The 18,475-nt window shown below is 69.3% G+C and carries 18 protein-coding genes; 11 read left to right on the plus strand and 7 right to left on the minus strand.

Annotated elements, in window-relative coordinates:
- Nucleotides 1–35: 35 nt before the first annotated feature.
- From MXB53_RS05345 to MXB53_RS05355, 3 genes are all read left to right on the plus strand, one after another.
- Complete coding sequence (locus MXB53_RS05345; RefSeq protein WP_248896249.1) at nucleotides 36–710, plus strand: 2,5-diamino-6-(ribosylamino)-4(3H)-pyrimidinone 5'-phosphate reductase; 675 nt, start codon at nucleotides 36–38, stop codon at nucleotides 708–710.
- Nucleotides 711–773: 63 nt separating this feature from the next.
- A complete protein-coding gene (gene trxA, locus MXB53_RS05350; protein WP_248896251.1) occupies nucleotides 774–1,112 on the plus strand; it encodes a thioredoxin in 339 nt (112 codons plus the stop codon).
- Between the two features lie 65 nt (nucleotides 1,113–1,177).
- Complete coding sequence (locus tag MXB53_RS05355; RefSeq protein ID WP_248896253.1) at nucleotides 1,178–1,903, plus strand: ribosome assembly factor SBDS; 726 nt, start codon at nucleotides 1,178–1,180, stop codon at nucleotides 1,901–1,903.
- Here MXB53_RS05355 and MXB53_RS05360 read toward each other — a convergent pair whose 3' ends face one another.
- On the minus strand, nucleotides 1,904–2,236 hold the full coding sequence (locus MXB53_RS05360) for an FUN14 domain-containing protein (RefSeq protein WP_248896255.1): 333 nt from the start codon (nucleotides 2,234–2,236) through the stop codon (nucleotides 1,904–1,906).
- Nucleotides 2,237–2,434: 198 nt separating this feature from the next.
- Between MXB53_RS05360 and MXB53_RS05365 the strand changes: the two genes are divergently transcribed.
- Together MXB53_RS05365 and hflX are read left to right on the plus strand one after the other, a co-directional pair.
- The gene (locus MXB53_RS05365) at nucleotides 2,435–2,653 is read left to right on the plus strand and encodes a hypothetical protein (RefSeq protein WP_248896257.1); all 219 of its coding nucleotides are present in this window, start codon (nucleotides 2,435–2,437) and stop codon (nucleotides 2,651–2,653) included.
- Between the two features lie 50 nt (nucleotides 2,654–2,703).
- Entirely contained in the window at nucleotides 2,704–4,038 is a 1,335-nt protein-coding gene (hflX, locus tag MXB53_RS05370; RefSeq protein ID WP_248896260.1) for a GTPase HflX, read from the plus strand.
- Here hflX and moaC read toward each other — a convergent pair.
- Nucleotides 4,030–4,527 (minus strand): cyclic pyranopterin monophosphate synthase MoaC, encoded by a 498-nt coding sequence (gene moaC / locus MXB53_RS05375; RefSeq protein ID WP_248896262.1) that lies wholly within the window; start codon nucleotides 4,525–4,527, stop codon nucleotides 4,030–4,032. The two genes, hflX and moaC, sit on opposite strands and share 9 nt — an antisense overlap.
- On the minus strand, nucleotides 4,520–5,965 hold the full coding sequence (locus tag MXB53_RS05380) for an NAD(P)H-hydrate dehydratase (RefSeq protein WP_248896265.1): 1,446 nt from the start codon (nucleotides 5,963–5,965) through the stop codon (nucleotides 4,520–4,522). Before MXB53_RS05380 ends, moaC begins: the two co-directional genes overlap by 8 nt.
- 82 nt (nucleotides 5,966–6,047) lie before the next feature.
- On the opposite strand from MXB53_RS05380, the gene MXB53_RS05385 reads away from it, so the two are divergent.
- From MXB53_RS05385 to MXB53_RS05400, 4 genes are all read left to right on the plus strand, one after another.
- Nucleotides 6,048–7,208 (plus strand): MFS transporter, encoded by a 1,161-nt coding sequence (locus MXB53_RS05385; RefSeq protein ID WP_248896266.1) that lies wholly within the window; start codon nucleotides 6,048–6,050, stop codon nucleotides 7,206–7,208.
- A 76-nt stretch (nucleotides 7,209–7,284) separates the two neighbouring features.
- Complete coding sequence (locus MXB53_RS05390; protein ID WP_248896268.1) at nucleotides 7,285–7,650, plus strand: ArsR/SmtB family transcription factor; 366 nt, start codon at nucleotides 7,285–7,287, stop codon at nucleotides 7,648–7,650.
- 108 nt (nucleotides 7,651–7,758) lie between these two features.
- Nucleotides 7,759–8,154: a DUF5658 family protein gene (locus tag MXB53_RS05395; protein ID WP_248896270.1), complete on the plus strand. Its 396-nt coding sequence runs from the start codon at nucleotides 7,759–7,761 to the stop codon at nucleotides 8,152–8,154.
- A gap of 81 nt (nucleotides 8,155–8,235) precedes the next feature.
- The gene (locus MXB53_RS05400) at nucleotides 8,236–10,602 is read left to right on the plus strand and encodes an ATP-dependent DNA helicase (RefSeq protein ID WP_248896271.1); all 2,367 of its coding nucleotides are present in this window, start codon (nucleotides 8,236–8,238) and stop codon (nucleotides 10,600–10,602) included.
- 1 nt (nucleotide 10,603) lies between these two features.
- Here MXB53_RS05400 and MXB53_RS05405 read toward each other — a convergent pair whose 3' ends face one another.
- The 3 genes from MXB53_RS05405 to MXB53_RS05415 form a co-directional block, all read right to left on the minus strand.
- Nucleotides 10,604–10,801: a DUF7576 family protein gene (locus MXB53_RS05405; RefSeq protein WP_248896273.1), complete on the minus strand. Its 198-nt coding sequence runs from the start codon at nucleotides 10,799–10,801 to the stop codon at nucleotides 10,604–10,606.
- A gap of 57 nt (nucleotides 10,802–10,858) precedes the next feature.
- Nucleotides 10,859–12,202 carry a CRTAC1 family protein gene (locus tag MXB53_RS05410; protein ID WP_248896274.1) on the minus strand — a complete coding sequence of 448 codons (1,344 nt, stop codon included), beginning with the start codon at nucleotides 12,200–12,202 and terminating at the stop codon, nucleotides 10,859–10,861.
- A 214-nt stretch (nucleotides 12,203–12,416) separates the two neighbouring features.
- Entirely contained in the window at nucleotides 12,417–14,138 is a 1,722-nt protein-coding gene (locus MXB53_RS05415; RefSeq protein ID WP_248896275.1) for a DNA mismatch repair protein, read from the minus strand.
- 98 nt (nucleotides 14,139–14,236) lie between these two features.
- On the opposite strand from MXB53_RS05415, the gene rqcH reads away from it, so the two are divergent.
- Nucleotides 14,237–16,330 (plus strand): ribosome rescue protein RqcH, encoded by a 2,094-nt coding sequence (gene rqcH / locus MXB53_RS05420; RefSeq protein ID WP_248896277.1) that lies wholly within the window; start codon nucleotides 14,237–14,239, stop codon nucleotides 16,328–16,330.
- A gap of 49 nt (nucleotides 16,331–16,379) precedes the next feature.
- On the plus strand, nucleotides 16,380–17,447 hold the full coding sequence (locus tag MXB53_RS05425) for an mRNA surveillance protein pelota (RefSeq protein ID WP_248896279.1): 1,068 nt from the start codon (nucleotides 16,380–16,382) through the stop codon (nucleotides 17,445–17,447).
- On the opposite strand, the gene MXB53_RS05430 is transcribed toward MXB53_RS05425, so the two are convergent.
- Complete coding sequence (locus tag MXB53_RS05430) at nucleotides 17,448–18,446, minus strand: ornithine cyclodeaminase family protein (RefSeq protein WP_248896281.1); 999 nt, start codon at nucleotides 18,444–18,446, stop codon at nucleotides 17,448–17,450.
- Nucleotides 18,447–18,475: the final 29 nt, after the last annotated feature.

An 18,475-nucleotide genomic window follows, 5' to 3' on the forward strand; every position in this document is an offset into this window, starting at 1 on the left:
GAAAGCGGTTTCTCTCCCCGTCCGAACGGAAGCGTATGGAAGTCGTCGTGAACGCGGCGACGAGCGTGGACGGCAAACTCTCGACGCGAGAGCGCCGCCAGGTTCGCATCTCGGGCGACGAGGATTTCGACCGCGTCGATCGCCTACGGGCGGCCGCCGACGCCGTCCTCGTCGGCGTCGGAACCGTCCTCGCCGACGACCCGCATCTCGGCGTCAAATCCGAGTCGCGGCGGGTGGAGCGCCTGCGGAACGGCCGGGACGCCAACCCGGCTCGCGTGGTCGCGGACTCCCGCGGCCGGACGCCGCTCGATGCGACGGTCCTCGACGACGGCGCCGACACCTGCGTTCTCGTCTCGGAGGCGGCCCCCGAGGAGCGCCGTGACGCCCTCCGTGACGCGGGCGCGACGGTCATCGTCGCCGGCGCGGAGCGGGTCGACCTCGCCGCCGCCTTCGCGGCACTCGAACGCGAGGGCGTCGACCGACTCCTCGCCGAAGGGGGTGGCGAACTCATCTACTCGCTCTTTGCCGCCGGCCTCGTCGACGAACTCAGCGTGTTCGTGGGATCGCTCGTCATCGGCGGCCGGGACGCCCCGACCCTCGCCGACGGCGAGGGGTTCGTCGAGGATTTCCCGTCGCTCGAACTGGTCGCCGTCGACCGCCTCGACGACGGCGTCGTGTTGCAGTACCGGGTTCGCGACGCGGCCGACTGACGGTCGTGCGTCCCGTCGGTCACGCGACTCAACCGTTAAGGGCTTCGCGTCGCTAGTTCGAGTATGAGCGAATCGACCGCGGAACGATCGGAGCCGATTCACGTCGAAGACGCCGACCACCTGGACGAACTCGTCGCGGCAAACGACATCGTCCTCGTCGACTACTACGCCGACTGGTGTGGCCCCTGCAAGATGCTGGAGCCGACGGTCGAGGAGATCGCGGCCGAAACCGACGCGGTCGTCCTGAAAGTCGACATCGACGCACTACAGGAACTCGCCCAGGACCGCGGCATCCGGAGCGTCCCGACCCTCGAGTTCTACGCGAACGGCGAGCAGGCCGAACGGCTCATCGGCGTCCAGGACAAGGCCGATCTGGTGTCGATAATCGACGACCTCTCCTGATCGTCCCGCGGTGGGGCGCTGTCGTTGGCCGAGAGTATAAATCACCGGAGGCTGTAGTCCGGCGTATGATATCGCTCGACGAGGCCGTCACCGCGCGCCTCGAATCCCACGGCTCACGGTTCGAGGTACTGATCGATCCCGACGCGGCGCTGGCGATCCAGCGCGACGAGTTCGACGGGGATCTGGAGGATGTCATCGCCGCGGAGGATGTCTTCGAGAACGCCTCGCGCGGCGACCGGCCCGCCGAGGAGGACCTCGAAGAGGTGTTCGGCACGACCGACCCGATGGAGATCATCCCGGAGGTCGTCAAACGCGGCGAGATACAGATCACCGCCGAGCAGCGCCGCGAGATGCAAGAACAGAAGCGCAAACAGTTGATCAACCGGATCGCGCGCAACGCCGTCAACCCGCAGATGGACGACGCGCCCCACCCGCCGGAACGCATCGAGCGCGCGCTCGAAGAGGCGGGGTTCAAGATCGACCCGATGGAGCGCGTCGAAACGCAGGTCGACGACGCGCTCGACGCGCTCCGGCCCGTCATTCCGATCCGCTTTGCCGAAGTGACCGTCGCGGTCCACGTCCCGCCGGAGTACGCCGGAAGCGCGCAGTCACGCATCCGCGAGTTCGGCGACCTCGACCGCGAGGAGTGGCAGGCCGACGGCTCCTGGGTCGGCGTCCTCACCTTCCCCGCAGGGATGCAAAACGAGTTCTACGACCTGGTGAACGAAGTGACGAGCGGCGAGGCCGAGACGCGGATCGTCAAAGACGAAGACGACCTCAACGTCCGCTAGCTATCCGCGCCGGAAGCCGAGCAGGAATCCGCCGGCGAACCCCGCCGACACCGACAGCGTCGAGAGGATGCTCGACACCCATCCGGGCGGCCCGTCCGCTGCGCTCTCGCCGGTTTTCAACACGCCCGCCGACAGCGCCGCCCAGTCGACGCTGATGATCTCCCGCGATTCGAGGAACTTGAACAGCGCGAGCTCGAGGCCGACGATGATGGCGATGATCTTGGCCACCTTCTTGGCCGCGAAACCGATGATGCCGCCGATCACCGCCCCGCTCCCGAACTCGATGCCGAGTTGCTGGGGGTCGATTCCCAGTTGCAAGACGAACGGGTCCATACCGCTTTTCCGACGCTTGCGGTTAAGTCGCTTGTGGCGGTGGGGTTGGCCCGACGGTCTCGCCCGCTGACGCCGACAGATGGGTCCGTCGGCGCGCTCCGAGCGTATCCGCGAGGCTGAGACAAATCCACCGATACCGAGCCGAACGGGACCCTCGCGGCCCGACGCTTCTCATTTCGCCGCGCCAACCCCCCGACCATGTTCGGATTGCCCTCCGCGGCGCTGTCGTGGCTCGGTGCCGGCGTCCTCCTCCTGATCCTCGGGAGCCTGATCCGGTTTCGGGAGTGGACGGTTCCCATCGCGGGCTACGACGAGACATCGCCGGTTCCGGCGGCGGTGGCCGCCGACGCCGTCGGGAGCACTGTCCTCCGTATGATATATCGGCTGCGGACGTACACGCCGTCGGAGACGACGTGATGGGGGGCGAGCGGAGTTTAAGTGGTTCGAGCGCCTACTTCCGGTAGATCGTGCAGAGAACGAACGCGTCCGCTGACGGGGAGCACGCGACGACCGCCGTCGTCGCCAAGCGGGTCGACCACGGATCGGTCGACCTGAGCGAGATCAAGGACCTCGCCCGTGCCGCGGGCTACGACGTCGTCGGAGAACTCACCCAGATCCGGACGGAAGACGCCGCCTACGCGTTCGGTGAGGGGAAAGCCGAGGAACTGGCACAGCTGGCGGTCCGGACGGACGCCGACGCGGTGATCGTCGACAACCGTCTCGGCCCGTACCAGACGTACAACATCGGTGGCAAACTTCCCGAGGGGACCGAGGTCATCGACCGATTCACGCTCATCCTCGACATCTTCGGTCAGCGGGCACAGACACGCAAGGCCCAGTTACAGGTCGAACTCGCGGAACTCAGATACGAACTCCCGCGCGCCGAGGCGAAAACCAGCCTCGCCAAACGCGACGAGCGCCCCGGCTTCATGGGTCTCGGCGAGTACGACGAGAGCCGCGAACGCGACATCAAAAACCAGATCGCGGACATCAAGCGCGAACTGGACGCCATCGCGGAGAAAGAGCAGGACCGCCGGGAGCAGCGCCGCGAATCCGGCTTCGACCTCGTCGCCCTCGCGGGCTACACCAACGCCGGCAAGTCGACGCTGATGCGCCGACTCGCCGCCGAACTCGATATCGACGAGAACGAGGACCGCCACCCCGACCTCGCCACCACCGCCGAGAGCGAGGACCGCCTCTTCACCACCCTTGGAACCACCACACGCCGTGCGGATACGGGGCAGCGTGATGTCCTCCTCACCGACACCGTCGGATTCGTTTCGGATCTGCCCCACTGGCTCGTGGAGTCCTTCGAGTCGACGCTCGACTCCGTCTACCGCGCGGATCTCGTCCTCCTCGTCGTCGACGCCAGCGAATCCGTCGCGGAGATGCGCGAGAAACTCGTCACCTGCCACGACACGCTGTACGAGCGCAACGAGGCGCCCATCGTCACCGTATTGAACAAGGTCGACCGCGTGGACGACGACGAACTCGCGGAGAAACGTGAGGCCCTCTCGGCGCTCGCGCCCAACCCCGTCACCGTCTCCGGACTGACCGGTGAACGCGTCGACGACCTCCGGGACCGCATCGAGCAGGAACTCCCCGACTGGGAGTCCGAACGGCTCGTCCTCCCCATGACTGACGACACCATGAGCCTCGTCTCCTGGGTGTACGACCACGCCAACGTCGAACGCGAGGAGTACGACGACGATCAGGTCCTCTTGGAGTTCGAGGCGCGACCGTCGATCATCGAGCGCGCCCGCGCTCGAGCGGGCGACCTCGCGACCGTCGAATCAGTTTAACCGACGTTTCGTCTTCTCGACGACCCGCACGCCGGTGAGTTCGGTCGCGGGGTACTCCCCGTCTTCGTCTTTCTCCGCCGCTTTCACCATGTCCCAGACGACGTTCAGCCCCGTCGTCACACCTTCGAGCGCCTCCATCTCACAGCCGGTTTTCCCCGTCGTCTCGACGGCGACGGTCACCTCGACGCGGTCGTCGCCCACGTCGAACGATGTCTCGACGTTCGTGATGGGGATCTGGTGGCACATGGGGATCGTCTCCCAGGTGTGTTTCACGGCCTGAACGGCGCCGATGCGGGCCGTCGCCAGCACGTCGCCCTTGCCGATTTCGTCGGCGCGAATCGCCTCGATGGTCGACGGCTGGAGGTGAATCTCGCCGCGCGCGACCGCCCGGCGCGACGTGTCGGGCTTGTCGCCCACGTCCACCATCTGGACGTTCCCGGACTCGTCGGTGTGGGTGAGGTCGTCCTGCGGTGTCTCCTCGTCAGACATCGACACCACCCCACAGGGCCGCGGGCAGTTCAGGCAAGAGGTCGCTCGCCAGCAGGCCGTAGCCTCGGTCCTCGACGATGCGGTCGCCGGCGAGGCCGTTGGCGTAGGCCGCGAGCGATCCGGCGTCGACGGGAGGAAGCGACGCCAGCAACGCCCCCGCGGCGCCCGCGAGGACGTCGCCGGTTCCGCCGACGGTCATCCCCGGATTCCCGGTGCGACTCACGCGCTCGCGCTCGCCGTCGGTCACCACGTCGTCCGGGCCTTTCACCAGCAGCGCGTGGCCGGTGTCGGCGGCGAACGCGGCCACCTGTTCCAGTCGCTCCCGCCAGTCGGCGCCGGTCACGTCGGGCCCGCCCATCGCCCGGAGTTCGCCGGCGTGGGGCGTACACAGGAGCGTCGCGTCGGTGTCGACGTCGGGGACGACGGCGAGGGCGTCGGCGTCGACGACGACCCGCCCCGTGTAGTCGGCGAGGAACTCGCGGACGGCCGCGAGCGTCGCGTCGTCGTCGCCGAGGCCCGGGCCGAAGACGACGGTGTCGTGATCGGCCGCCAGCGTCCGAACGTGGTCGAGGTGGTCGGGTGTGAGTCGATCGCCGTCGAACGGGCGGACGATGAGACCCTCCTCGAACGCCTGCACCTCGCGGGCGACGCTGCGGGGACAGGCCACGCGAACCAGGTCGGCGCCGGCGCGCATCGCGGCCTGGCCGGCGAGCGCGGGGGCGCCGGTGTAGGGGCCGCCGCCGACGACGAGCACCTCGCCGAACGCGCCCTTGTGGGCGTCGGCGGGCCGCGAGAGCAGGCGCCGGTCGCCGGGGCCGACGAACAGCTCCGCCGTCTCGGGGATGCCGATGTCGGCGACGGTCACCTCCGCGTCCAGCGCGTCGAGACCGGGTTTGGCGTCGTGGAAGGTGACGACGTGGTCGGCGTCGACGGCGACGCCCGCGGCCTCGCCGGTGGCGGCGTCGACGCCCGAGGGCACGTCGACGGCGACCACCGGCGCGTCGTGCGCGTTGATGCGCTGGGCGGCGTGGCGTTCGGGGTCGCGGAGCGCGCCCGTCACGCCCGTTCCGAGCATTGCGTCGACGACGATGTCGGGGTCGCCGAGGTCGAAGGCCCGGGAGTCGCGGACGACCCGCGTCTCGATGGCGGCGCGTTCCAGCGCGTCCCAGTTCTCCCGCGCGATGTCGGTGATGATGGTCTCAGGTCGGCCGAGCAGGTGGACGGTCACGTCGTGGTCGTCGAGAAAGCGGGCGGCGACGAAGGCGTCGCCGCCGTTGTTGCCGCGGCCACAGACGAGGGCGACGGTGGCGCCGGGAGCCGCGACTTCGCGCACCGCGTCGGCGACGGCGTTACCGCTCGACTCCATCAACTGTTTGCGCGGGACGCCGAGCGCGGCCGCGTTCTCGTCGACGGCCGCCATCCGGTCGGGCGTGATCATGGGCGCGCTTCGCTCCCCCGGCCGTTATACTATTCGCTGTCGGAGCGCAACGCTTGTGCCCGCCCCGGTCGAACCCCGGACCGTGACGCGACGGCTCTTCGGCACGCTCTGTGGCCTGGTGTTCTGTGTCAACTTCGGCCGCGTCGCGTTCGCGCCGTTGCTGGAGACGTTCCGCACCACCTTCGGCGCCGGCACGGGCGCACTCGGCCTCGTGACGACGCTCGTCTGGGTCGGCACGGCCGTCCCGCGGATTCCGGTCGGATATCTCGTCACGCGCGTCGCTCGCGGACGCATCGTCCTCGGCGCGGGCGTCCTCCTCACCGCGGCGTCGGCGCTGACCGCCGTGACGACGTCGCTCCCGCTCCTGCAGGTCGGCGCCTTCGCCATCGGCGTCGCCTCCGGTGCCTACTACGCGTCGGCCGTCCCGCTGATCGGCGATCTCTACCCCGAACGCGTGGGACAGTTCGTGGGCATCCACGGCACGGCGGCCCAGATGGCCGCCGTCGTCGCGCCGACGCTCGCGGTGGCGCTCGTCGCCACCGTCTCGTGGCGGGCGGTCTTCTGGCTCCTCACGGCGATCGGCGCGACGCTGACGCTCGCCCTCCTGCTCGTCGCCCGGCAGCGCGAAGGCGGCGTTCCCCACGGGGCCGACCGCGACTTTCGCGCGGCGCTCGCCCACTGGCGGATCATCCTCGCGGCCGTCGCGCTCATCGGCGGCGCTGGCTTCGTCTGGCAGGGTGTGTTCAACTTCTACGTCACGTATCTCGTGACGGCGAAGGGACTGGCTCCCGGCCCTGCGGGCACGCTGCTGACGGTCGCCTTCGTCGCCGGCCTGCCAGCGTTCTGGCTCGGCGGGAGCCTCGCCGACCGCCTGCCCCGCGTGCCATATATCCTCGCGCTCGGCACGGGCGTCGCCGCCTGCGTCGCGGTGCTGACGGTCGTCGACTCCCTCCTCGGCCTCGTCGCGGTGAGCGTCGCGCTCGGCCTCGTCGTCCACGGCCTCTTCCCCGCGCTCGACGCGTACGTCCTCGGGACGATCCCGGACAACCGTGGCAGCGCCTACGCCGTCTACGGCGGCCTCGCCCTGTTCGTGCAGGCAATGGGGAGCGGCACCGTCGGCGTGCTCGGCGAGCATTACGCGTTCGACGCCATCTTCCGCGGGTTCGCTGGCGGCCTCTTCGCGCTCGTGGCCCTCCTCGCCGGACTCTATCTCGCGGGCATTTTCCAGACGCCTGCGGAGTGACCTTCACCTGTCAACTCGTTTACTGAAGCACATTCTGGCGAAGGGTTTTCCATCTGGATTCGAAACCCACGGCGTGATGCCAGAGCTGTTCCGATCCCAATCGACGGGGGACGCGGCGTCGGAGGAGGGTGAAGTCCGCGTCCTGTCCCTGACGGACGACGACGCCGAACAGCTCATCGGCTCGCTCTCGTCGGAGACGGCCCGTTCCATCGTGACCGCGCTGGAAGCGCGCCCCGCGACGGCCTCGGAACTCGCCGAGTCGGTTTCGACGTCCCTCCAGAACGTCCGTCACCACCTCGGCAACCTCGAAGAGGCGGGGCTGGTCGACGTGGCCGACACGCGCTACTCGGTGAAAGGCCGCGAGATGACGGTGTACGCCGCGACCCAGGATTCCCTCGTCGTCTGTGTCGGGGCCGACACGGAGGAGTTCTCGACGCCGTAGTCACCCGTGTCACGGCAGGGAAACTGGCATGGTGACGCGACGCGAAGCTATCGCCATGCTGCTGACTGAGCGGGATGCGCCGAGTCGGTCTGCCCGAGCGGTGGCGCAATGACCGCCAAGCCGCTGGATTCGACGGCCATCAACTCCCGGATCGAGGAGTACTGGGACTGGATCACCGTCGCGCTCTTCCTCCTGCTGACCGTCGATCTACTCACGACGCTCGCGGCGGCCCGGCTGGTCGGCACCGGCGCCGAGAGCAACCCACTGATGCGGTGGCTCCTGGGACGGAGCCTCGCCGTCGTGGTCGGCGCACACCTGCTCGTCGCCGTCGTGGTCGCTGTCGGGTTTCGCCTGCTCGTCGAGCGCCTGCGGCGGACGCCCCCGCCGGCGAACCGCTATTTCGCCGCGCTGATCGAGGTGTGGCTCGGCGTCCTCGTCGCCGCCGGTCTCCTCGTGTTCGCCAACAACCTCGCGGTGATCGTTCTCGGCGAGAGTCTGCTGTAATCGCGACAGAGACGGACCCGCTTCTCGGCGTTCCGCCGAGCCGAGCTTTTTATCCGAGGACGTCGCCAGTCTCTGGATAACATGGGGGAGACGTGGCGGGCGATTTTCGGCCACGACGAGCCGTACGCGGAGCAGGCCGATGGCATCGAGACGGCCATCGAGACGGCCGACCGCGACGGCTTCGCCGTCATCGAAGGCGCCTGCGGGACGGGCAAGACCATGCTCGCGCTGACCGCGGGTCTCGACCGAGTGCGCGATCCCGACTCGTCGTTCGAGCGGGTGGTGGTGCTCACGAGCGTCAAACAGCAACTGCGGCAGTTCGAGGCGGACGTGCGCACCATCAACGACAACCTGCCCGACGACTGGCGCCCTCTCTCGGCGCTGACGCTCGTCGGCAAGGCCGACATCTGCCCGTACAGCCGCGAGCGAACGGGTAACATCGACGAGACGACCGTCTACGACCGCTGTGAAGGGCTGCGCGAGCGGACGCGCAACCTGACGGGGAGCGACGGGCCGACGACGGCCGCCGCGCTGGCGGACGAGGCGCGCCGCGCCCAGACCGGTCTCCTGAACACTGGCTCCGGCGGGTCGGCGGGTGCCGACTACCTGGAGACGGCGGGCGAGACGACGCCGTATCTTCCGGACACCGCCGAGTTCGAGGACACCGAATACTGTCCGTTCTACGCCCAGTATCTGGAGGACCTGCCCGAGGACGGCGACCCCGTCGAGGCCGTCCCCTTCGACGTCGAGGACCGTGGCCTCCTCGACACCGAGGAACTGGTGGGTCTCGCGGCCAGCCACGGCACTTGCCCTCACTCGATGCTCGGGGCACTCCTGCCGCATATGGAGGTAGTCATCGGCAACTACTACCACGCCTTCGACCCGCGGACCACGGAGACGTTCACCGGGCCACTGCTCGACGAATCGACCTTCGTCGTCTGTGACGAGGCGCACATGCTCGAGCCGCGGGTGCGCGACTTGGTGAGCGACGGGGTGGCCGACACCACCCTCCGCAACGCCGAGTCGGAACTGACGCGGGTGATCCAACCGCTCGAATTCGAGCGCGGGGACGGGGATTCCCCGGCTGACTCGGACGCGGCGATGGTCCGCGGCGAACTCGAAGAGACCGACGTCTCGCTCGCGGAGCTGAAAGCGACGCGGTCGTTCGTGCGCGACCTGCGCAAGGAACTCGACCGGCAGGTGACGGCGTATCTCGACGGCGAGCGGCCGGCGTGGCGCACGGCGCTGGACGACCTCCCTGACGACGAGATCGCTCTGCGCGACCCCGAGACGCCGGAACCGGACGCCATCACGGAGTGGGCGAATGGGGAGTACGGCGACGACGTGTGGGTGCGCGCCGAGACGGTCGGCGCCGTGGCGGCGCGCGTCCTGAACGAACTGGAGGAGGCGGATCGCGACCGGGCGGCGCCGACGGTCGGTCGGGTGCTCGGGGCCTGGTATCGCGCGGATCACGCCCGCTACTTCCGCGAGATCGACCTCTCGCGGACGTGGGACGAGACGGAACCCGCCGACTCGTGGCGGCGGGCCTACAACGCCCGCCTGTCGCTACACAACTGCGTCCCTGGCGACGCCATCGCCGACCGCCTCGCCGACTTCGGCGGCGGCGTGTTGATGTCCGCGACGCTCGAACCGCTCGACGTGTTCCGGACGGTGACGGGGCTCGACGAGTTGGCTGAGAACGGCCGGCCGGTCGTCGAACGGACCTACGGCCTCTCCTTCCCGGCCGAGAACCGCGCGAGTTTCGCCGTCGACGCGCCGACGTTCACCCACGAGAACCGCGGCCCACCGGGGAGCGAGAGCGACACGCGACGGGTGTACGTCGACGCCGTGGCCGAGGTGGCCGGGCGCGAGGGCAACGTCCTCGTCGGGATGCCGAACTACGCCGAGGCGGAGTGGATGGCGGGTCGCCTCGCCGACCGCCTCGACTCGTCTGTCCTCCTCGACGAATCGAGCGATGACGGCGCGACCGAGGCGCTCAAACAGGAGTTCTTCGGCGCGGACGACAGCACGCTCGTCACCAGCCTTCGGGGGACGCTCACGGAGGGCGTCGACTACCGGGGGGACCGCCTCCACGCGGCGGTGGTGTGTGGCGTTCCGCTCGTCGACACGACCCGCCCGCGGACCCAGGCGGTCGTTACGGCGTACGACCGGGCGTTCGGGGCGGACGCGGACGGGCGTGGCGGCCGCAGCGGGTTCGAGACGGCGCTGACGGTGCCGGCGGTGCGGAAGGCGCGCCAGGCCGTCGGTCGGGTGATCCGCGGGCCCGACGAGCGCGGGGTTCGCGTCCTCGTCGACGCGCGCTACGCCCGTGACCGCTGGAACGGCGTCCGCGAGTATCTTCCCGACTGGGAGCGCGAGGAGTTCCAGCCGGTCAGCCCGGATATGCTCTCGCTCGGTCTCGACCGCTTCGCGGACGGCGGCCGCTGACCTACTGGTTCGGCCGCTTCCCGCTCCAGGACGCCCGACACTCGTCGTCGCAGAAATGGAGATGGTCGATTTCGCCCTCGTCGATCCAGGAGACGACTCGGTGGTTCGGCTCCTGTACTATCTTCTTCCCACACGTGTGACACGTCGGCGCAGTGCTCTCGTCAACGTCCTCCCCAATATCGGAGGTGGGATCGATCATATTTCCAGTCAGTAGCGGTGAATCCCTCTTAAATCCGGCTACATCGCTCTGGCGCCCTCACCCGCTGGGGTGGGGGCAGTCGAGCGTCGTTCGCGGCGACGGATCCAGAATCGTCCGCTCGCGGCCGTCGGGCCAGCGGACGACCGCCTCCCGGGGCGTGGCGTCGCCGAGGCCGAAGTGAGCGACGGGTTCCATCTGGCAGAGATAGCCGCTCCCGGGGTCGATGATACGGGTCTGGCGCCCCGCGGTCGTCCGGAGCGTCACTCGGGCGCCGCGGGCCGGCGCGCCGGCGGGCGTGAGCGGTCGCACGCGGAGCCAGTCGGCGTCGTTGGGCGCGCGATACAGGGAGAGCGGCTGGGCCTCCGCCTCGCCGTGGACCACGAGGAGTTCGAGCGTCCCGTCGCCGTCGATGTCGGCGACGGCGGCGCCGGTGCCCATCCCCTCGGGTTCGCTCGCCGCGCCGACGCCGGTCTGGGTCCACTCGCCGTCGTAGGTGAGCAGGCGGTTGGGCGCGCCGAGGCAGTTCACGAACAGTTCCTGCCGGCCGTCGTTGTCGAAGTCGGCGGGAACGACGGTCCGAACCCGGGTCGGGCGGGCGAGCGCCGATGGGGCGACGTCGCGGAACCGGTCGCCGTCGCGGGCGAAGAGGCGGTTGTCGCCGTTCCAGTTGCCACAGACGATGTCGAACTCGCTCGCGCCGTCGGGGGCGACGAGCGCGGCCCCGCGGGCGTTCTCCGCCGCGTCGGTGACGCCGTACTCCCGGGCCACGTCGACGAAGTGCCCGTCGACGTTGCGCAAGAGCAGGTTCGGTCCTCGCTCGGCGCCGAGAAACAGATCCGTCCGGTCCGAGAGGATAGGGCCGGCAGCGACCGACCGCCCGCCGGTCACCACGTCCAGCCCGACCGTCCCCGCGAGATCGGTGATGCTACCGTCGTCGCCCATCTCGTAGAACCGGGAGGGGGAGCCGTAGCCGGTGACGAACACGCCGTAGCGACCCGTGCCCAGGCGGTCGATGGCCGCGACGGAGCGGCCGACCCGGTGGTTGGCGCGGCCGCGGTTCGCGGGGTCGGCAAAGCGGTCGTGCCACCGGTCGCCCTCGGGGTCGAGGAGGAGGTCCGCCTCGGGGGAGGTGCCGCCGAAGGCGGCGACGTTGTGGACGTACACCTCCTCGCGACCGTCGGCGTCCATGTCGGCGGCGGCGACGCCGATGGCGTGACGACCGTCGTCGGCGAGGATGCCACAGGCCGTATCGACGACGCCGGACCGCCACCGGAGGACGCGGTTGGCGTCCCCGAACCCCGCGACGAACACGAGCGGACCCTCGGGTCCCGACGTGACGGTGGCCCCGTACCCCCGGAAGTCGGGGTTGTCTGCGAACCGCCCCGAGCAGTCCTCGAACATACCCTGCCCAGACGATACGGGGTTAAGAGTCGCTCGCTCCGGACTGCCGTCTCATGCGGATTGCTGTAGTCGGTTCCACATCGAGGCCGACTGTGGGCGGTCGTCGTGGCGAACAGCCACAGCGACCCGTCTCATACGGATTACTGTACCTGTCTACCGGTGGTTCGACAAGATGGTCCGGCGAACCACCGGTGATGACTCACACTAAACCGTCTCAGTCCTCCCACGCCTCCGCGAGGGTGCGCTGGACGGCCTCCTCGCCGACGGCGGCGGCGAGGTGTTCGAACCCCTGTCGCTCGCGGCGGTCGCCCGCGTTGGCGACGAGACGCGAGACGATGAACTCCGGCGTCGACTTGCCTACCGTGCCGAACCGCGGCTGGTAGTCCACCCGGAGATCGAGATCGGACGTGAGGCCCTCGGCGAAGATGCCGTCGATCCGGGCGGCCGGCGGGAGCGGACTCAGGTCGTCCGCAAGGTGGGTGACGTAGACGCCGAGGGCGCCGCGTTCGACGGTCAGATCGACCAGTCCGTTCAACAGGTCGGCCGCGCGGCCCGGTTCCGTGATCGCTTCGAACTCGTCGACGAGCATCAGCGTCCGGCCGCCGTCGGTCAGCGGCGGGACGATGGATTTCAGCGTCGACTCCAGCACGCCGGCGTTGAAACTCGCGTGCCGTCGGTGGAAGACGACGGCGTCGAAGAAGCCGACCTCCGCCCGCTCGGCGGGGACCGGCAGTCCCATCGCGGTGAGCAGGGCGACGGTACAGCAGGTCTCCAGCAGCGTCGTCTTCCCGCCGCTGTTGGCTCCCGTCAGGACGGCCACTCGGTCGCCCGACGGCGCCCCGTCGAGGCCGTGGTCGCCGACCGCGTAGGTGACCGGGTCGGGGTCGTCGAGAAAGAGGCTCCGCGCGCCCTCGACGGCGAGCCCGTCGCCCCCCAGCGTCGGTCGGACGAGGTCGTGGGCCTCCGCGAAGCGGGCGAGCGACAGTTCGACGGCCACGTCGTCGACGGCGGTGACCGCCCGGTCGACATCCTCGCGGGCCTCGGCGATGGACGCCCGGAGCGCGTCCTCGACCTCGCGTTCGCGTTCGGTCTCCTGGCGTTCGAGGTCATCGACCAGCGCCCGGAGCGACGTGCTCACGAAGTCGGCGGCGTCGTGGGCCTGCTCGGGGGCGACCGATTCGACGGCTCCCCGAGAGAGTCGCGTCTCGCGGTCGACGTAGTCGGTGAAGGCGCGCCGGAAGTCCGCCAGGTCGCGGACGCCCGTCTCCCGGATCCGTTCGAGCACGTCGAACGCGGAGTTCTCCAGGTCGCGCGCGTCGTCGAGGCGCGCGCGGATATCGTCGAGGCGGTCGTCGGCGCCCGGCGCGACGCCGTCGTCGGTCACGTACTGCAGCGCGTCGGCCGCCTCGCGGACGGCCTCGGGGTCGATGTCGCCGAGGGCGTCGAACGTCGATCCGTCGAGGCCGGCGTCGCGAAGCGCCAGCACCGCCTCGACGGCGGCGCGTTCGCTCCCCGTGGCGTCGTCGTAGTCTTCGAAGGCCGCGACGACCGCGCTCCGGCCGCCGTCGGCGAGGCTCGCCCACGCCGCGCGGGCGTCGCCGACGGCGCCGAGTCGGGACTCGATGGCGTCGCGGGCGGTCAGCGGCGTCAGTACGCGGATCCGGTCGGCGGCGTGTCTGGTGAGGGCGTACTCGCTCGCGAGCGAGAGCAGGTCGTCGTACACCTCGCGCGCGTCGCGGGTGGCGAGGGCTTCCATCCCGGCGTCGTCGTTCGCCCGGCGGAGGACGCGCGTCGCCCGGCCACGCGTGATCCCCGCGTCAGTGAGCGCGCGGACGTCCGCCGATTCGATGGCCTCGACGGCCGCCTCCTCGCCCAGCGTTTCGCGGAGGCGCTCGCTCGTTTTCGGCCCCACTCCCCAGTACTCCTCCAGTCGCATACCCGATGCACTCTCCCTACCGGTTTATCAGTTTGTGCCGCACCCACCGATACCGCGACAACGACACGCCTTTTCGGGCGGCCCGAGAAAGACGGGGTATGGACGCGAAGCGGGAACTGACGAGCGTCGACATCGCCGCCCTCGTCACCGAACTCGGGGCGTACGAGGGGGCGAAAGTCGATAAGGCCTATCTCTACGACGACGACCTTCTGCGGTTTCGGATGCGGGATTTCGACCGCGGCCGGGTCGAACTCATGATCGAAGTCGGCGACATCAAGCGCGCACACATGGCGGATCCGGAACACGTCGCGGACGCGCCGGGACGCCCGCCCAACTTCGCGATGATGCTCCGGAACCGACTGAGCGGCGCCGACTTCGCCGGCGTCTCCCAGTACGAGTTCGACCGCATCCTCGTCTTCGAGTTCGAACGCGAGGACCAGAACACTCGCATCGTCGCGGAACTGTTCGGCGAAGGCAACGTGGCCGTCCTCGACGAGGCGGGCGAGGTGGTCCAGAGCTTAGAGACGGTGCGCCTGAAGTCCCGGACCGTCGCGCCCGGGTCGCAGTACGGCTTCCCCCAATCGCGCATCAACCCCCTCACCGTCAGCTACGACGCCTTCGTCCGACGGATGGAGGAGTCCGACACCGACGTGGTGCGGACGCTCGCCACCCAACTCAACTTCGGCGGCCTCTACGGCGAGGAAATCTGCTCGCGTGCGGGCGTCGAGAAGACGCTCGACATCGCCGACGCCGACGAGGAGACGTACGAACAGCTCTACGACGCCATCGGTCGGCTCGCCGACCGGCTCCAGTCCGGCGACTTCGATCCGCGGGTGTACGTCGCGGACGATCGCGTGGTCGACGTGACGCCGTTCCCCCTGGAGGAGCGCGCGGACTTCTCGGCCGAAGGGTTCGACTCCTTCAACGCCGCCGTCGACGACTACTTCCACCGCCTGCAGCGCGAGCCGGAGGAGGAGACGACGAGCGACGAGAGCCCCGACTTCGAGGCCGAAATCGCGAAACAGAAACGCATCATCGAACAGCAGAAAAACGCCATCGAGGGGTTCGAGGAGCAGGCTGAGACCGAACGCGACCGCGCCGAGGCGCTGTACGCCAACTACGACCTGGTTGACGAGGTCATCTCGACGGTGCGCACGGCGCGCGAACAGGGCGTCCCCTGGGACGACATCGAGGAGACACTGGCGGAGGGCGCGGAACAGGGCATCCCGGCGGCCGAGGCGGTGGTCGACATCGATTCGGCGAAGGGGATGGTGACTATCGACCTCGACGGGATTCAGGTGCCGGTCGATCCGACCTCCGGCGTCGAGAAGAACGCCGACCGCCTCTACACCGAGGCGAAACGCATCGAAGGGAAAAAGGAGGGCGCTCTGGAGGCCATCGAGAACACCCGCGAGGAACTCGAGGCGGTCAAGCGCCGGCGAGAGGAGTGGGAGAGCGAGGACGAGACGGCGGAAGAAGAGCCGGAACCCGAGGGCGAGGTGGACTGGTTGGCCCGGTCGTCGGTGCCGATCCGGAACCCCGAACACTGGTACGAGGACTTCCGCTGGTTCCACACGAGCGACGGCTTCCTCGTCATCGGCGGGCGGAACGCGGACGAGAACGAGGCCATCGTCAAGAAGTATATGGAGCAAAACGACCGGTTCTTCCACGCGCAGGCCCACGGCGGCCCGGTGACGCTGCTGAAGGCGACGGGACCGAGCGAGGCCGCCCGCGAGGTGGAGTTCCCCGACTCCACGCTCCGAGAGGCGGCGCAGTTCGCGGTGTCGTACTCCTCGGTCTGGAAGGACAGCCGGTTCGCGGGCGACGCCTACATGGTCGAACCGGACCAGGTGTCGAAGACGCCCGAGAGCGGGGAGTATATCGAAAAGGGCGGGTTCGTCATCCGCGGCGACCGGACCTACTTCCGCGACGTGAGCGCACGCGCCGCGGTGGGCATCCAGTGCGAACCGGAGACGCGGGTCATCGGCGGGCCGCCGGCGGCCATCGATCCGGCCGCGGCGACGACGGTCCATCTCGAACCCGGCAAGTTCGCGCAGAACGACGCCGCCAAGCGGTGTTACCGCGTCTTCAAGGAGCGGTTCGCCGACGAGTCGTTCGTCCGGAAGGTGGCGAGTCCCGATCGGATCCAGGAGTTCCTCCCGCCGGGCGGCAGCAGCATCATCGAGGAGTAGCGGCGTCCCGAATGGCAAGGTATGTGGCCGTGGGCGCCGAGATTCAGGTATGCGAATCCAGAGCCGCGGTCGGGGAGAGGAGGGGCGCACCCGACTGACGGTCGTCCCCGAAAACGTCGACGACCTCTGGCACCTGTCCTACGTCCTCGAACCCGGTGACGAAGTCGAGGGCGATACGAGTCGCCGCATCCAGCGCAACGACGAGCAGATGCGCGACACCGGCGGCGAGCGCGAGCATATCCACGTCACCCTGGAGGTCGAGGAGGTGGAGTTCGCCCGCTTCGCCAACCGCCTGCGGGTGAGCGGCGTCATCGTCGGCTGTTCGCGGGAGGACCAGCTCGGCCACCACCACACGCTGAACGTCGAGGAACACGACGAACTGACCATCGTCAAACGTTTCAAACCGGATCAGATGGAGCGCATCGAGGAGGCGGAGGCCGCCGCCGAGAACCCCGATGTCGCCATCGCGACGGTCGAAGAGGGCGAGGCGCACATCCACACCGTCGCCCAGTACGGCACCGAGGAGTACGCCTCGTTCACCCGGCCGACGGGCAAGGGGGAGTACGCCCGCCCGCGCTCGGAACTGTTCGAGGACCTGGGCGACGCACTTTCGCATCTCGACCCCGACGCCATCATCCTCGCGGGCCCCGGTTTCACCAAGGGTGACGCGCTGGACCACCTCGAAGACGAGTATCCGGACCTGGCCGATCGGACGACCACCGTCGACACGGCGGGCGTGGGCGACCGGGGCGTCCACGAGGTGTTGAAACGCGGCGCACTCGAGGAGGTCCAGACCGAGACGCGTATCGCCCGCGAGGCGGAACTCATCGACGCGTTGACCGAGGAGATCGCGACGGGCGAGAAGGCCACCTACGGCGTCGAGGCGGTGGCCGAGGCGGCCGAATACGGCGCCGTCGAGACGCTGCTGGTCCTCGACGATCGACTCCGGGAGGAACGCCAGGGCGAAGGCGAGTGGGACCGCGACGTCGACGACATCATCACGTCCGTCGAACAGCAGGGCGGTGACGTGGTCGTCTTCTCCGGGGAGTTCGACCCCGGCCAGCGCCTGAAGAACCTGGGCGGCATCGCGGCGCTGTTGCGGTACCGCCTCGACTGATCACTCGCCCGTCAGCGCCTCGCTCGCGGGCGCAAAGGAGATGGTCGAGCCACGGCCCGCGTCCTGCGCTCGTTCGTAGAGCATGGCGGCCGCCGCGGCGGTTTCGATCCCCGTCCCGCCGCTGTCGAAGACGGTGATTTCGTCGGCAGCGGTGCGGCCGGGGACGGCCCCTGCGACGACCTCGCCGAGTTCGCCGTGGAGGTGGTCCGCGTCGACGGCGCCGGACTCGACGGCGTGCATATACGAGCCAGCGTCCTGCGTGGCCCGGTCGCGCAGGTCGAGGACGTACGTCGCCCGCGCGACGGTCGTCTCGTCGAGTTCGCGCTTTTCGGGATGGTACTGCCCCATCGCCGTGACGTGGGTGCCCGGTTCGAGCAGGTCGCCGTCGAAGACGGGGTCCGGGGCGTTCGTCGCGGTGACGACGATGTCCGCGCCCTCGACGGCGGCGGCGCTGGAGGAGACGGCGGCGACGCTGGCGTCGAGGCGGCGGTCCATCTCGCCCGCGAAGGATTCGCGGTTCTCCTTGGTCGGCGAGTAGATCCAGACGGTGTCGATGTCCCGGACGGTGTCGATGGCGCGGAGTTGGCCGCGGGCCTGGGCACCGGAGCCGAAGACGCCGACGCTCGACGCGTCCCGACGGGCGAGGGCGTCGACGCCGACGGCGCCGGCCGCCCCCGTCTTGAACGGGTTCATGCTCGCCCCGTCGAGGACGGCGAGCGGTTCGCCCGACTCGGCGTCGAACAGCGGCGTCACGAACCACGCGTCACCCTCCCCGAACCCGGCGGCGTACATGTAGCCACCCATCACGCCCGTGTCGGGGAGGACAGCCGTGTAGGAGGTGAACAGCCCCGGTGGCTCGTCGTTGTAGAGCGCGGTGCGTGGCTCCGCGGGGGCGCCGTCGCCGCGCTGGCGATAGCCGTCGCGGACGGCGGCCACGTAGTCGGCGGGCGTCGCCAGGTCGTCGACGTCGTCGCTGGTCAGGAACAGGGTGTCGGTCATACTCGCGTCTGTGGGCGGCGCGCAGTTAT

Source organism: Haloplanus sp. XH21, assembly GCF_023276355.1.
GTDB lineage: Archaea > Halobacteriota > Halobacteria > Halobacteriales > Haloferacaceae > Haloplanus > Haloplanus halobius.

Excerpts from the sequence above, each read along its gene's own strand:
- MXB53_RS05415 (WP_248896275.1), bottom strand. The coding sequence starts at position 14,138 with ATGCGACTGGAGGAGTACTGGGGAGTGGGGCCGAAAACGAGCGAGCGC.
- trxA (WP_248896251.1), top strand. The coding sequence starts at position 774 with ATGAGCGAATCGACCGCGGAACGATCGGAGCCGATTCACGTCGAAGAC.
- MXB53_RS05405 (WP_248896273.1), bottom strand. The coding sequence starts at position 10,801 with ATGATCGATCCCACCTCCGATATTGGGGAGGACGTTGACGAGAGCACT.
- MXB53_RS05380 (WP_248896265.1), bottom strand. The coding sequence starts at position 5,965 with ATGATCACGCCCGACCGGATGGCGGCCGTCGACGAGAACGCGGCCGCG.
- MXB53_RS05390 (WP_248896268.1), top strand. The coding sequence starts at position 7,285 with ATGCCAGAGCTGTTCCGATCCCAATCGACGGGGGACGCGGCGTCGGAG.
- MXB53_RS05345 (WP_248896249.1), top strand. The coding sequence starts at position 36 with ATGGAAGTCGTCGTGAACGCGGCGACGAGCGTGGACGGCAAACTCTCG.
- rqcH (WP_248896277.1), top strand. The coding sequence starts at position 14,237 with ATGGACGCGAAGCGGGAACTGACGAGCGTCGACATCGCCGCCCTCGTC.
- MXB53_RS05395 (WP_248896270.1), top strand. The coding sequence starts at position 7,759 with ATGACCGCCAAGCCGCTGGATTCGACGGCCATCAACTCCCGGATCGAG.
- MXB53_RS05430 (WP_248896281.1), bottom strand. The coding sequence starts at position 18,446 with ATGACCGACACCCTGTTCCTGACCAGCGACGACGTCGACGACCTGGCG.
- MXB53_RS05365 (WP_248896257.1), top strand. The coding sequence starts at position 2,435 with ATGTTCGGATTGCCCTCCGCGGCGCTGTCGTGGCTCGGTGCCGGCGTC.
- MXB53_RS05360 (WP_248896255.1), bottom strand. The coding sequence starts at position 2,236 with ATGGACCCGTTCGTCTTGCAACTGGGAATCGACCCCCAGCAACTCGGC.
- MXB53_RS05410 (WP_248896274.1), bottom strand. The coding sequence starts at position 12,202 with ATGTTCGAGGACTGCTCGGGGCGGTTCGCAGACAACCCCGACTTCCGG.
- MXB53_RS05355 (WP_248896253.1), top strand. The coding sequence starts at position 1,178 with ATGATATCGCTCGACGAGGCCGTCACCGCGCGCCTCGAATCCCACGGC.
- MXB53_RS05425 (WP_248896279.1), top strand. The coding sequence starts at position 16,380 with ATGCGAATCCAGAGCCGCGGTCGGGGAGAGGAGGGGCGCACCCGACTG.
- moaC (WP_248896262.1), bottom strand. The coding sequence starts at position 4,527 with ATGTCTGACGAGGAGACACCGCAGGACGACCTCACCCACACCGACGAG.
- MXB53_RS05400 (WP_248896271.1), top strand. The coding sequence starts at position 8,236 with ATGGGGGAGACGTGGCGGGCGATTTTCGGCCACGACGAGCCGTACGCG.